Genomic DNA, 13,204 nt, shown 5'->3' with positions numbered 1-13,204 from the left:
TGAAATCCGCCTATTTACCTGTTTGGACGGCAATCAATCACCAGCTTGCCGGTCGCCGTGCGATCACGAATGGCCGTCAGGGCATCCATCGCATCTTCGAGGCGATAAACAGCCGAGATCATCGGCCGGATTGCCCCGGATTTCAGGCGCGCCAGCAGTTCTGCCATGCCCGATTGCGCAACATCGGGATTTTGTTCGAGATAGGCACCGAAATAAAAACCGATTGCGGTGACATTCTTGACCAGCAGGATATTGGCCGGGATTTGCGGCACCGTGCCGCTGGCAAAGCCGATCAGAAGCATGCGCGCACCAGGCCCAACGCAGCGCAGGCTTTGATCAAAGACATCACCGCCAACCGGATCATAAACAACATCGACACCTTTGGGTTGGCCAAGGCTTGCGGTGATTTCGCGCACCCGGTCGCGGATGTTTTCGGATTTATAGTCAATGACATGATCCGCACCATGGTCGCGCGCGATCTGACATTTGTCCTCCCCACCGGCCGTGGCAATCACGGTTGCGCCCAAGAGCTTGGCGCATTCGACCGCCGTCAGGCCGACCCCGCCAGCAGCCCCATGGACCAGCACAATCTCACCCGGCTTGACATCGGCGCGATACTTCAATGCAAACCAGCTGGTGCCATAGGCGATTTGAAAGGCTGCTGCGCTGTTGAAATCAACACCGTCGGGAAGCGGCATGACAAGGCATGCATCAGCCACGACCTGTTCGGCGTAACCGCCCCAATCGGGCATGGCCATCACCGCATCGCCGGGTTTGACATTACTGACACCATCGCCGACGGCACGCACCGTGCCGCTGACTTCAAAGCCGGGGGAAAAGGGACCTTCGGGACGTTTTTGATATTTGCCCTTAAGGATCAGGGTATCGGCGAAATTGACCCCGCAGGCGGCAACATCAATCAGAACCTGACCGGGTTGCAGCACCGACGGCGCCAGATCAGAGGCATCCACCCATTGCGGTACTTCGCCAAATGCGTTGCACACCCATGCCTTCATTCCGGTTTTCCTGCCTATTGTTATCCTGATTATCGGCAGTGTGCCGACTGCACCGCGTGCAGACAAGGCGACAAAGGGCTAAACCGGGCAATACCCCGTTAAGTGAAGAGCTCTGGCGAACGGGAGGTCAGAAAATGCGCTGACGCTTGCGCTTGCGGGTCAGCAGAAGAAGGATGGCGGATGGCACAAACAAGACAACCAGGGCCGGCGCCAACAGGATCGGGACAAAGATGGTGTCCCATGCCCAAACGGAAATGTAGCGCTGGATGACGGATTGCAACAGGTTCAGACTGCCGGTATCAAGGCGATACCAGAGCTCGCCGGCGGCGACCAGACGAAAACTTCCTGTTTGAAGCGCGGTAATGGAATCATCGACCAGCACAGCAATGCTGGCAAAAAGCAGTAACCATCCCAACGCCCGGAAAAACCACATTATCCGCTCCAAGCGACCTGTCAGGGTCGGTATATTAGAAAAACAACAAAAAGCCTAATGGTTTGCACATACAGGGTAAAGGGATGCATTTGTATAACAAAACATTACCCATGAGTTGCAAACACCTGACACCAAACCTTACGGATCAGACATCAACAAGAAGTAAAGATGCCGACAACGCCCCGTTTACCAAGGGTTTGCGGCGATTGAATGTCCGAAACACAGGCGATTTTACAGGCCAATCAGTGGGATTTGCGCAAAGTGAAAAAAGAGGCTGATTGGGCCTTGTCAAGCGCGGGCGTCTCGGCTAATGTCCGCCCGCTTTCGCGATATATCAAAGATCGCATGTGGAGAGGTGGCCGAGTGGTTTAAGGCGCACGCCTGGAAAGCGTGTTGGGGTGTAAGCCCCTCAGGGGTTCGAATCCCCTCCTCTCTGCCACATTCCCTTATATTTCAATGACTTACAAAGCACATTTTGCGATAACCGCAATTGTACCCATCATCGTAAAAGTGATGGCTGCTGACCTTACTATTTACCCAATCGCGGCCAAAAAGCGCTTCAGTGCGTGATAGGATTTACTATCAGTTGATCCATCAATTATCGCATCTTCGATAGTACCGGACGGGGTTTCGACACGCATCCAAACACGCTTTGCGTCAACAATCCGTCTGATCAAACTCAGCGGCACCAGATATGCTTTGCTTGATGTTGCAATCACTTCGGAATCGAAACTTGTGGAGGCTTGGCTCGGGTCCAACCTTATTTTTTCCCCATCGATATTGAGCAACGCTCCCGTAACCGCTGTAGTGTCGTTAAACACCGTGACGATAAGTAACGCCTGATCTGGGTGCTCATCGCTCCATTGCGCTCCAAGGCCTGTGCAGACCCAGCCCGTACATGCGTTGCCATGCGGCGGCAAATTAACAATCCTCGCGTCATCAAAACCGGAATACCCTTCTTGGGGAGCCGTGCCGATTGTGTTAGCGCACCCAGACAGGAAAACGAGAAATATTCCCGCAATCAATTTGTTCATTTTTAAGATGTTGCCCATTTTTCCCCACCTATGACTTTGAGTTGAACGCCACAATAATCATACACCACAAAAAGCAAAAACACGATTAGCTGGCGTATGGAATACCGTGCAAGCGGTGCGCAAATTGTTCAATCTCTGCCCTATTCCAAAGCGGTCTGCCATTGGCATCCCGTGAGGCAGGGCGGGGGAAGCTATCCCCCTCAGTGGGCCAGCCTTTGATCTTGTCTATCACGGTTTCAAATCCGATCAGGTCGTTTTCCATGACTGTCCCCCGTTAGTCTGCCAGTGCTTCACTCAAAGCAGCCTCAGCTTTACGTGCCGCGTCAATCGCCGCCTGATCCGCACTGACTTCATCTGGTGTGCCCGTAACCTGATCCATCAGCTTTACCGACTGAATGAAACTGTCATCAAGCAAATCAACAGTATATTCCGCAGCGTCGCGGAATTGCACAAGGTCAGGCAACAAACCGCTTTCAGCTTCATCACGCCAGCGTTTCATTTGTGCTTTGTCAACCCCCAAAAGCAAAGGATTGGTTGCGGAAAGAACAGCGCCAATAAGATCACTATCTTCACTTGCAATAGCATCCCTGAATACTTCCCGCTTTTCTTTGTTTTCCATTCCACGCAAGATAGAACGGATTTCAGCCGCTTGGGGGTTGGTGCTTTTCAAGCCAAGACGTTCATCAGCAATGTCGCCAAGTGCCTCGATACGTTTCTTCAAAAAGGAACTCGCCCGTTCGGCAGATTTTGACGCGGTTTCAATGGCCTTTTTGCCCGCAGCCTCAAGACGGGCACGGTTGGCCGTAGGGGTCAGGAGCGGGTCCGGCGCATTGATCATATTGGCGATAGCGTCCATGGCCTCAATGTACCGCTTGTGGGCTTGCCGTGCGATATTGATGTCCGGGTCATTTTTCCACTTTTCCCCAGCCTTCATTTCGATAATCGAATTACGGGTCATAGTCAGTGACGGGTGACGCTTGGTGCGTCGTGCCGGGTTCATTGCATTTGCCATTTTGGTATTCCTTTCGGGGTGTTAACGGGCGGTTGCGTAACCGATGCCGGTGGTGAGAATAGGGGCGCGGCGTAGGCACCCGTAGCGAAGTGCGTCTGCGCCGTGGTCGATGGCACGGGTATCAAGGTCTTCGGGGTTACGCGGATCACGTGGAAGGCTTGGAAGGGTCTCCCACAGATATTGGCAGTTCTTGGTAATGTAGAGGCCCGGAACGTCAGGCTGTCCTGCTTGGCTCATTAACGTCCGAAGTTCATTCCACCCAGACAGGCGCGAACCTTTTTTGGCTTTGCGGAAATGCACACCAGCTTTACGAAACTGATCGGCAATCGTGCCATCCTGTGAACCCACATTGGCGAAACATGCGTCATCCAAAACCCCTTCGGCCCGGATACCCCACCGCTCGGTCATGCTCTTTATGCTGGCGGCTTGTTCGGGGGCGGTCATCAACAGGCCTTGGGATGGATCGTCAATGCCTGCCAAGGCCACCTCGTCAAACACGATTTTGGAGCCTCGTGGATAGAAAATCCCTTCGTGTTCAAGACCCGGACTTTCTGCCATCGCAAGGTAAATTGCAGGTGCAGCGGTCCCGAAATCGCCAGCAATCCAAAACCGCCAGTTATGACGGGATTTAACCTCGCCTTGGTAAAGGAAAGAGTTGTCGTATTCTATTCCGACGCCCTTGGGTAAAGACTTCCATGGGTCCACCATTGATTTATCCGTCAGACACTCAAAGAAAGCACCACGGATCGCAGTCCAGTCGCCACTGAGCCATGCAAGAGCCAGTGCAGGATCGCCCGCACAGGACGCTTTCAAATTGCGTTCGTATGCAGCTTGGTCGATGAAAATATTGGATTCAAAAGTACCGTTGATGGTGACGAATGACGCGCCCGTTGCCTCATCCTGATAGGGCTCCCATTCGGCCCTGAGTACGTGCCGTTTTTTGATCCAGCCATGACCGGGGCCACCGGGGTTAGCTGTGATAATGTAACGGGTGGGAATGCCCTTTGGAGCACGTAAGGACGAACGCAGACGATCAAGCAAAGCAGGGCTTGGGTACTGCCCAGCCTCGTCGGCGATGATCAATCCAAACGAACGGCCTTGGAATTTCGCAAAGTCGTTTTCGTGGTCGAGTTGGTCGAGTGAAATCGTGCCGCCGTTGGGCAGGGTAAACCTATGTTTCTGGCTGTTGTACTTAACAGCGGCCCCGTATATTTGCCCAAATATCGTTTGGCATTCGCTTTCGATTTCAGCAAGGCCCGGAAAGCTGCGACGGACGATCAGAACTTTTGCATGTTTGCCGTACTGCTCACAAAAACGCAGTGCAATCAACAGGGCAACGCGCGTCTTGCCATAACCCCTACCGCCCAGTAGCGCCAAATCGAAGGCATCAGGGACCGCCATGATTTTCGCCTGCAAGGGCGTTAGTTTATCTGGTTCAATGGTAACCATTTCACTCATTACAGGCCAAATCCGAAGGGGTTTACAAAGCCAAACACAACACCAAATCCGAAACCAATGCAGGTCCATAAGGCGGCATTAAGTGCGCGGCAGGCGTCTTGATCAGGCCAAGCGCAAGGCTCGTCAAAATCGGTATATTCCGCAGGGTTTTCCTGCTTTGCTTCAAGGGGTTGCTGTCCATCCCGATCACTCATTTGCACCACCATCCGGCAGGGCCTTCTGCGCTGATTGCACGGTCTTCATGTACTCGCTGGGATCAAGCGCAGCAGGCAGGGTGAAATTCACAGTCACACCACCACCGCCACCAGTCGGTTGCTTTTCCGTGAGGCCATGCCGCACCGCCAGCAACGTGGTCGCCGCCTGCCTGTCGCCCCCATCCGCAAGGCTCCACAACTTGCCCAGCAATTCATCTTTCTCGATGGACAGGGCATTTTCCCAAATCTGCTTAGAGGCTGCGTCATCAGCAATCACACGCTTAAACTGGTCGATTGGCATGCCCAACGCAGTCGCCGCCTTGCTCTCACTCAACATTCCATTTGCCGCCATAGCCTCAAGATGATTTTTCGCACCAGCGGGCAGTGATGTATATGGACGCGCCATTGCAGAAACCTCGTTTACTGGCAGTTACGGGGGAGTTATTACCCCCTAATTACGGTATTATAATACCACAACAGAGGCTTATCACAAACAGGTTGTTGGGTAATTAAATGGGTAAATGAGCAATTAACCCCCAAATAACTGATAATTGACGGGTAGTCGCAGACATATAAGAAGTCGAACTGGTTTTTGGGGATTGTTGGGGAGATGTGATGACGGGTATTTCACCCCTGCTCTATCTATAGACAACCCAATTTTGCCAATTTTTTTGGGGTTTGGTTAAATGAGGCCCAATACGCCAAATAATAGAGATCAGGAAAGGGGATAGACAGGGAGGAGGGAGAGGTAGGAGGGATGGGGGTATATGTATAACGTTTAGGAGATAAGATGCTGATAACAATGAATAATATTGTTTAAAAAGATGACCCGAAATTAGATCAAAATGGGGCTTAATATTTGGCTTCCACGGGAATAATCATACCGCACTTTGTGGATGAAACTTCCATCATGATTTGGCCCAGAAGGTCAGCCTTCGAACGCGCTACCATAAAGCTATCGTGAACGGGCAAAACAACCACCCCAGCCCGCAACATTCGATCCATAACAGCCTGTGCGATGTCACCGTCGAGTGCCATCAATTGCGACCCGATTCCCGTAAAGAAAAATTGGCTAATCGGTTCGTGTAAATCGCATAGCTTTGCCAGAACCCCGTTAGCAGCGTTGTGGGCCTCGTGAGAGGCTATAACCGCCGTTCCTGTCTTTTCCATTACATCTTTCTTAGCGAGGGCCGAAACCGCGCCGTGACGTGATCTTGCATTCAACATGATTAGCAATGCAACTTTGGCGAGATCGCGGTGGAAGCCTGGAACGGCATAACAATCGGCTGGCGGGTTAATGCCGAGCCGTGCATAGAGCAGACGGGGATGCAGGTTTTTATAGTCGAGTTCCGAAACCGCTTCGCCATTGATTTTAACCGATGAACGTCGAAGATGCATTGGCACCGGATTTCCGTCTTCGTCAGTGGCTTTGCCGCGCAACTGTTGCCACGAACCGCCATCCGCGTAACCGCGCCCACCGTGCTTAAAATCGCCGTTGAATATGCGACGGATGCTTCCCTTATCGACGCCTGTGATTGCCGTATCATTCAGCGCATCATTATATTCGCAAAGGGATCGCCGCATTGATTTGGTTTTGGCGTTGTCCTTGTAATCAACAAGGTTTTTCTCCGCATCGCGCATGACGATAGGCTCGCGGGGAACGATCAGCTTTGCTTCGTGCCCATCAGTCACGATTGCATACTTTTCGATCAACTCAGGTGTGGCCGCGCAAGTGCTTTGCCATCCTCGAGTACCCTTTTCCTGCTTCCAGTTCCATATCAAGCCATCAGCGGCCAACCGATCCATACCACCGGCAACCTTTCGGTGCGAATACAGACTGGTTCGATAACGCCCCGGCATGCTGTAGTGGTGGGGATTGCGGCTGTATGAACACACCTCGCCACTTTGGCACAGCGCGACAATAATCGCGGCCTCGGTGTCGGTCAGCCTACGCCCTACCAGATCGTACAGAGCGGATTTGATGGGTTTGAAGTCGTGGTGCAATGACAAAGGACGGTCACGGTTTCCGTTTTGTTCTTGCGAAAAGTTGTCGTTCTCGCTATTATTGCCCTGCTCTGAATACGAATTTACAGCCCCGAACGCGGCACCACCCGCGCCGGGGTTTTCCTTTTTATTGGGCATGGCATTTAATCCGCGCCCAACAAATCACACAGCCTGTTTTCGTAACGTGCGATATCCTCGGCTCGCCACTTCGGGCCATCCTTGGTCTTTACAGGTTCGGGGAATAGATACAAGTCTCCCGGCCAGTCAGAAAAACCAACGAGCCTCTCCGCAACCTGATCAAATGTTAAGAAAGTGCCGGGGGTGATTTCGGTTCGGGTGAATTCCGCGCGCCCCATCATGCCGCACCCCCGATTTTATTATTTTCCCACGCCTCAACGTCAGCAATACGCCAACGCGAACAGCCGCTTGCTAATTTTATGGGATTGGGGAAATCGCGGGTTTTGACCCACCGCCAGATTGTCGAACGCGCCACCGAATACCGGGACGCAATCTGCTTATCTGAAACAAATACATGTGCCATTTCAAGGCCCTTTCATCAAGGACCACCGGCACGAAAAGAATCACGAACCGGTGGCCGTTACAACCACATCGTCATCGAGATTTCCTTTCATTATTTCACCGGCGCATCGCTGCGGCGGCGGGCACCTCTGCCCAAAAGGGATTTCTCCCCTTTTCAAATTCGAATTTACGTTACATCATAACATCAGTCAACACAAAATATGGCATATCAGATTTATTTCGGCGCAATATGTTGCATTTGTCATGCCCGTGCCCTTTCCAGACCAACAACATTATCAGCATCAACCGGCGGATTTTTCAGGAAGGCACCCCAGCGAGCCATGAGCGCACCGCGTTGCTCTATAAGTTCGTCTCGCTTATAAGCTGTTCGGGTTGCATCGGAATTGACGTGCGCCAACGCAAGCTCTGACACTTCGTCCGCAAAGTCCCTTTGTTTTCTGGCCCATTCTGCAAACGTGGAACGGAATCCATGTGCAGTCACTATTGCGTTGTCTTGTTGGGGATCAGTGTATCCCGGCCCGCCTCTGGCAACGTCCTGATCGTGCATCCGGATCAAAACATTGCGCATTCCGTTATCCGATATTGCTCCGCCCTTTGCAGCATTGAAAACAAGGTTAGAACCAGCCATACGGGGCATATTTCCAAGGATCGCCACCGCCTCTTCGCACAACGGCACAACATGCGCCCGACCCGCTTTCATCCGGCTTGCTGGGATTGTCCAGCGGCGGTGTTTGAGATCAATTTCGGACCATTCCGCTTTCCGAATTTCACCCGGACGGGAAGCTGTGAGAACGCCAAAACGTAGCGCGATTGCTGTAATAGTGTCACGTTCTCGCAGGTCACACATGAACCTAAACGCATCATCAACAGGAAGCGCCGGGAAATGCCGTTTCTTCGCCTTTTTCAACTTACTAGCATCGGCCAGAAGCGGTTTCACCAAGGCCAGCGCAGCGGGATTTGCAGTGTCGCGATAACCAGCGGAAATTGCCCAGTCCAGCACGTTTGCAATGCGTCCACGTACTCGGGTCGCGGTTTCGGTTTTAGATTGCCAAATGGGCTGCAACAGGGACACGACATGGGCCGTGTCAATGTCACCAACCCCCAGCTTGCCGATCACTGGAAACGCATAATCCTCAAGTGTTTTTGCCCACTGCGCCAAGTGTTTTTGAGATTTCAGGACGGGGGATTTGATTTCTTCTATATATGTACGCGCTGCCTGCTCGAACGTGAGCGCCTTGCCCTGATCCCTTATCAAAGCCTGTTTGGCTTGCTTGCGTTCGGCCACCGGATCAATTCCCGCCTTTATCTTGGCTTTGATTTCCCGTGCCGCCTCGCGGGCATCAGAAAGGCCAACGTCAGGATAACCACCCAAACCGATGTCACGGCGCTTGGCACCGACAACCGTTCGTAAAATCCATGATTTCGAACCCGAAGCCGTTTCTGATACTGGCGGGCGACACTGCAAAAGCAATCCCGACACACCACCAACGGCGTGATAACGTGGTTTCCCGCCCTCGCCCCACGACAAGCGGCGAACGGCGGCGGCACTCAGTTCGGGGGCCTTTTTCGGCATGGCGGTTTTCCTATGTTGGCAAGCATCAAGGGTATCGGTTTCTTCCTCTTCCACACCTTGATAACTGCTATATTACCCAACATAAGAAATACCATTGCGTGCAACATGATGCAACAGCATAAGACAATGTATTTATGGTTATTGTTGTTTTACAGATACTTATGATACTGAACGAGACAACTTAGGACGGCAGTTCGCCAGACCTCCTCTCTGCCACTGACCAAATTCCCGAAAAAACCGACCAGGCACCGCGACAACAGCCGCACCGATTGGCATGGCCGGATTATTCCGTTCCTGGGTTTTGCGAACCAATTGCCGCCAGCCATTTGCGCAGCAGGTCATCAAGCTGGTCGAGCTCTTCGGGGTTTAGTGCCTCGAGCATCTGATGCTGGTTGGCGACATGCTGGGTAACGGCAGCATCAATCAGCTCAAACCCCTTTTCCGTCAGGGCGATGACAAAGCCACGTCCGTCTTCCGGGTTGCGCTGACGGGTGATCAGCCCGGCCTTTTCAAGCCGGTCAAGACGATTGGTCATGGTGCCCGATGTCACCATGGTCCAGTCAATGAGCTCGGACGGGCTCAGCGCATAGGGCGGGCCGGACCGGCGCAGTGTCGCCAGAACGTCAAAACTTGCCAGCGACAGATCGTATTTTTTGAAAACACGTTCATGTGCGGCACTCAAATGGCTGCGCAGTCGTCCTATCCGGCCAATGACGCCCATTTGGGTGACATCAAGGTCCGGTCTTTCACGGCGCCACTGCGCAAGAATGCGGTCAACTTTATCCATGGTTTAGAGTCTTTTCAGAATTTTATCTTGACGTCAAGATTTCTGAATATATCTTGATGTCAAGATAAATGGAGATGCCACCATGAACCGAACAACCGATTTATGCCTGACTGCTCTTGCCCCGATCATTTGGGGCAGCAGCTATATCGTCACCACGGAAATGCTGCCTGATGGCTTTCCACTGACCGTCGCCCTTCTGCGTGCCCTGCCGGCCGGATTGATCCTTTTGCTTGTTGTGCGGCAATTACCGCCTGCTGGCTGGCGCGCCCGCGTGTTTATTCTGGGCGCGCTGAACTTTGCCGTTTTCTGGTCGATGCTGTTTGTCGCGGCCTATCGCCTGCCGGGCGGTGTGGCGGCGACACTTGGCGCGATCCAGCCGTTGCTGGTGCTGTTTCTGGCGCGCTTTGCGCTGGGATCCGGGATTACGATGCTGGGCATTATCGCTGCCATTTCCGGCTTGATCGGGGTAGCAATGCTTGTGCTTGGCCCGACCAGCAGCCTTGATCCGATTGGCATTGCAGCCGCCCTTTTTGGTGCCGCATCCATGGCAGCCGGCACCGTCATGACCCGCAAATGGCAGCCGCCGGTATCACCGCTGACCTTTACCGCCTGGCAATTAACCGCGGGCGGGATCCTGATGATCCCGGTAGCCCTGATCCTTGAGCCCGGCTTCCCGGTGCCGACCGTAACCAATCTGGCCGGTTTGGTGTGGCTTGGTCTGATCGGGGCGGCCCTGACCTACTACCTGTGGTTCCGGGGCATTGCGCGCCTTGGCCCGACGACGGTGACAAGCTTTGGCTTTTTGAGCCCGACCAGTGCGGTTTTGCTCGGCTGGGTCATTCTGGGCGAGGCCCTGAGCCCGCTTCAGATGGCAGGCGTGATTGTTGTGCTGGTCAGTATCTGGCTGGGTCAGCGGGCAGCGCGTCCTGCGCCTGCACCAGTGGCTGAACCAGCACCAGCGGCGATCAACGAACCCGCCCCGCGCACGACATAAAAACAAAACGCCCCACAAATATAAAGGAAACGTCCGATGAAGATTGTTCTGTTTGGTGCCACCGGCGATGTCGGTACCGCCACCCTGCACGAAGCCCTAAAGCGAGGCCATACCGTCACCGCGATTGCGCGCAATATCCACAAACTGGCCGATGTGCCTGATAGCGTCGCGCGCGAAAGCGTTGATGTGCTGGCCAAGCCAGACCGCGTTGCCGAGCTAATGACAAGCCATGACGTTGCGATCAGCGCACTTCGCCCGATCAGCGGATCAGAAAGTTTGCTGGTCGAGATGAGCCGCGTGTTGCTGGATGCGGCGCGTAAAACAAAAGCCCCGATTTACCTGACCGGTGGGGCTGCGACCCTGAAACTGGCCGATGAAAGTGGTCATACTGTTCTAACCGCGCCAGACTTCCTGCCCGATGCCGTGCGCCCGATTGCAGAGGCCTGTGCAAAGCAGGATGCGCTGTTTAATCAATATGAGGATGTGCAATGGACCTGCCTGCGCCCACCGGCGATGCTGATCGAGGGGCCGCTGACCGGGCAATATGTGCGCGGCACCGATACGCTGATCCCCGATCACGACGGGGTTGCGCGGATTTCCTATGCCGATTTCGGTTATGCCATGGTTGATCTGATCGAAACCGGCAATGGCGGTCAGCAGCGCTTGACGGTTGGGTATCAGAACAGGGCGGCGGCCTGAGAGCTCAGCACGCATTATATAAACAACAGAAAAACGGGCGGCCTTGTTGGTCGCCCGTTTTGCGTTGCTTGACGGTGCTTACCCGGAGGCCTTGATCCGGGCAAAGACTTCATCAAGGGCGGTATGGAGGGCATCTGCACCCTTTTCGCGGATGAAGGTTTGCGCGACCTGCTCATTCAGGCCGCCCGCCGTGATGTGACCCGCATAAAGATCAGCAAAACTTTGATCGGGGGATTTGTCGGTATTTTGCGCAAGGCTGGAAAACAGCGCGGCAAGGTAGCGCCTGGCATCGGCATAGTCGGATCCCTGTTTGACCATCCACTGGGCGGCACTTTCCAGTACGGTGAAATAGGTCGCCATCAATGCACTGCCCGCCGCGTAGCCATCAAAGGCATCAATGGTTTCAGCCGCCACCGCCCCGCCCAGCTTTTCAAAAAGGGTCATTACACCGGGCGAGCCGGGATAAACCGCCGTGACACAGGCATGATGTTCGACCGGTGGCAGGGGAATGGCGCGATCACATTGCGCGTTGGTGCCAAGCCAGACTTTGAGATCAGAAATCGGGATGGTGGCGATCAGACTGACAATCTGTTTGTCATCAGGCACGCGAAGGGCGGACAGCACATCACCGGCAATCTGCGGCAGAACCGCCAAGAAGATCATATCGGATTGATCAATGATCGCCTGATTGTCGTCTTCGACCCGCACCCGATCAAAGTCGGCGGCGAGCTTTGCCGAGATATGTCCGCTTCGGCGTGAGACGATGATTTCATCTACTGCGTAATCAGATGTCAAAAGACCACGAATGACCGCATCGCTGATCGCGCCAGTTCCGATAAAGCCAAGTTTCATTGAAAATCCTCTGTTGCGAAGGCCTCTGAGAGGTCTGGCTCAGGAAGCGGCCCGTCCTTGCCGTCATAGGCGGCAATCACGCGAAATTCCGGACCATCCGCCGTTGCGTGGCTTTCATACAAACAGAAACGATCAACGGTGAACACCCGTGATGACACATCCCCATGATCGACAATCGCCTGTTCGACGACGGCACGCGCAGCGTCACGGTTACGCCCCAACGTAATATGCGGGGTGAATTTGCGCATATCCATATCCGGGCATTCTTCCAGCGCCAGAAGCGCATTTTCCACCCGATTGGCAAGTGTGCGCAGAGCCGGTTGATCCTTTACCCCGGCCCAGAAAATGCGAACCTTGCGGTTTGAGGCAAACATATCAAGGCCCGATACCTGCAGATCAAAGGGCTCGAACGCCACTTGTGACAAGGCCTGATCAATCTCACCCGCCAGACCCGGATCGACATTGCCGATGAATTTCAGGGTGATGTGCATGTTTTCCGGGGTCTGGGCATCAAGCCCCTTGATCGCACGCCCCAGCGGATAAAGGTCGGTCGCAATATCGTGGGGAATTTCCACACCAACAAACAAACGCATGTCTTCAATCCAATT

At 53.7% G+C, this 13,204-nt stretch carries 17 protein-coding genes and 1 tRNA gene; 3 read left to right on the top strand and 15 right to left on the bottom strand.

The genetic code is table 11. The features are described 5' to 3' along the window. Nucleotides 1-14 precede the first annotated feature (14 nt). Together DY252_RS02810 and DY252_RS02805 are read right to left on the bottom strand one after the other, a co-directional pair. Complete coding sequence (locus tag DY252_RS02810; protein ID WP_064787737.1) at nucleotides 15-1,016, bottom strand: NADPH:quinone oxidoreductase family protein; 1,002 nt, start codon at nucleotides 1,014-1,016, stop codon at nucleotides 15-17. Between the two features lie 127 nt (nucleotides 1,017-1,143). After that, nucleotides 1,144-1,449: a hypothetical protein gene (locus DY252_RS02805; RefSeq protein ID WP_008888520.1), complete on the bottom strand. Its 306-nt coding sequence runs from the start codon at nucleotides 1,447-1,449 to the stop codon at nucleotides 1,144-1,146. Nucleotides 1,450-1,798: 349 nt separating this feature from the next. On the opposite strand from DY252_RS02805, the gene DY252_RS02800 reads away from it, so the two are divergent. Next, nucleotides 1,799-1,888: transfer RNA gene (locus tag DY252_RS02800), tRNA-Ser, on the top strand. Nucleotides 1,889-1,982: 94 nt separating this feature from the next. Here DY252_RS02800 and DY252_RS02795 read toward each other — a convergent pair. The 11 genes from DY252_RS02795 to DY252_RS02755 all read right to left on the bottom strand — a co-directional run bounded on the left by DY252_RS02795 (nucleotide 1,983) and on the right by DY252_RS02755 (nucleotide 10,051). Continuing rightward, nucleotides 1,983-2,501, bottom strand: coding sequence for a hypothetical protein (locus tag DY252_RS02795; protein WP_082923355.1), 519 nt, complete (start codon nucleotides 2,499-2,501; stop codon nucleotides 1,983-1,985). 67 nt (nucleotides 2,502-2,568) lie between these two features. Continuing rightward, complete coding sequence (locus DY252_RS21985) at nucleotides 2,569-2,745, bottom strand: hypothetical protein (protein WP_156518937.1); 177 nt, start codon at nucleotides 2,743-2,745, stop codon at nucleotides 2,569-2,571. A gap of 12 nt (nucleotides 2,746-2,757) precedes the next feature. After that, on the bottom strand, nucleotides 2,758-3,495 hold the full coding sequence (locus DY252_RS02790) for a hypothetical protein (protein ID WP_064787738.1): 738 nt from the start codon (nucleotides 3,493-3,495) through the stop codon (nucleotides 2,758-2,760). A 21-nt stretch (nucleotides 3,496-3,516) separates the two neighbouring features. Continuing rightward, the gene (locus tag DY252_RS02785; RefSeq protein WP_064787739.1) at nucleotides 3,517-4,953 is read right to left on the bottom strand and encodes a terminase large subunit domain-containing protein; all 1,437 of its coding nucleotides are present in this window, start codon (nucleotides 4,951-4,953) and stop codon (nucleotides 3,517-3,519) included. Next, the gene (locus DY252_RS21980) at nucleotides 4,953-5,159 is read right to left on the bottom strand and encodes a hypothetical protein (protein ID WP_165374887.1); all 207 of its coding nucleotides are present in this window, start codon (nucleotides 5,157-5,159) and stop codon (nucleotides 4,953-4,955) included. The genes DY252_RS02785 and DY252_RS21980 overlap by 1 nt, the downstream gene beginning before the upstream one ends. Continuing rightward, the gene (locus DY252_RS02780) at nucleotides 5,140-5,553 is read right to left on the bottom strand and encodes a hypothetical protein (RefSeq protein WP_129542666.1); all 414 of its coding nucleotides are present in this window, start codon (nucleotides 5,551-5,553) and stop codon (nucleotides 5,140-5,142) included. The genes DY252_RS21980 and DY252_RS02780 overlap by 20 nt, the downstream gene beginning before the upstream one ends. A gap of 446 nt (nucleotides 5,554-5,999) precedes the next feature. Next, complete coding sequence (locus tag DY252_RS02775) at nucleotides 6,000-7,289, bottom strand: hypothetical protein (RefSeq protein ID WP_064787742.1); 1,290 nt, start codon at nucleotides 7,287-7,289, stop codon at nucleotides 6,000-6,002. Nucleotides 7,290-7,294: 5 nt separating this feature from the next. Next, nucleotides 7,295-7,510, bottom strand: coding sequence for a hypothetical protein (locus tag DY252_RS02770; protein ID WP_064787743.1), 216 nt, complete (start codon nucleotides 7,508-7,510; stop codon nucleotides 7,295-7,297). Beyond that, nucleotides 7,507-7,692, bottom strand: coding sequence for a helix-turn-helix transcriptional regulator (locus tag DY252_RS22735; RefSeq protein WP_064787744.1), 186 nt, complete (start codon nucleotides 7,690-7,692; stop codon nucleotides 7,507-7,509). Before DY252_RS22735 ends, DY252_RS02770 begins: the two co-directional genes overlap by 4 nt. Before the next feature lie 240 nt (nucleotides 7,693-7,932). Beyond that, nucleotides 7,933-9,318: a tyrosine-type recombinase/integrase gene (locus DY252_RS02760; RefSeq protein ID WP_197482546.1), complete on the bottom strand. Its 1,386-nt coding sequence runs from the start codon at nucleotides 9,316-9,318 to the stop codon at nucleotides 7,933-7,935. A 229-nt stretch (nucleotides 9,319-9,547) separates the two neighbouring features. Further along, nucleotides 9,548-10,051 carry a MarR family winged helix-turn-helix transcriptional regulator gene (locus DY252_RS02755; RefSeq protein WP_064787746.1) on the bottom strand — a complete coding sequence of 168 codons (504 nt, stop codon included), beginning with the start codon at nucleotides 10,049-10,051 and terminating at the stop codon, nucleotides 9,548-9,550. Between the two features lie 82 nt (nucleotides 10,052-10,133). On the opposite strand from DY252_RS02755, the gene DY252_RS02750 reads away from it, so the two are divergent. Then, complete coding sequence (locus DY252_RS02750) at nucleotides 10,134-11,045, top strand: EamA family transporter (protein WP_064787747.1); 912 nt, start codon at nucleotides 10,134-10,136, stop codon at nucleotides 11,043-11,045. A 36-nt stretch (nucleotides 11,046-11,081) separates the two neighbouring features. Beyond that, nucleotides 11,082-11,744: an NAD(P)-dependent oxidoreductase gene (locus DY252_RS02745; RefSeq protein WP_064787748.1), complete on the top strand. Its 663-nt coding sequence runs from the start codon at nucleotides 11,082-11,084 to the stop codon at nucleotides 11,742-11,744. A 78-nt stretch (nucleotides 11,745-11,822) separates the two neighbouring features. On the opposite strand, the gene DY252_RS02740 is transcribed toward DY252_RS02745, so the two are convergent. After that, nucleotides 11,823-12,596, bottom strand: a complete 774-nt coding sequence (locus DY252_RS02740) for a pyrroline-5-carboxylate reductase (RefSeq protein WP_064787749.1) — start codon at nucleotides 12,594-12,596, stop codon at nucleotides 11,823-11,825. Further along, a complete protein-coding gene (gene thpR, locus DY252_RS02735) occupies nucleotides 12,593-13,189 on the bottom strand; it encodes an RNA 2',3'-cyclic phosphodiesterase (RefSeq protein ID WP_064787750.1) in 597 nt (198 codons plus the stop codon). The genes DY252_RS02740 and thpR overlap by 4 nt, the downstream gene beginning before the upstream one ends. Between the last annotated feature and the right edge of the window lie 15 nt (nucleotides 13,190-13,204).

This window comes from Thalassospira indica, assembly GCF_003403095.1.
Classification (GTDB): Bacteria; Pseudomonadota; Alphaproteobacteria; order Rhodospirillales; family Thalassospiraceae; genus Thalassospira; species Thalassospira indica.
Note: the sequence above shows the minus strand (reverse complement) of the source record. Positions and strands in the feature narration are given on the sequence as shown.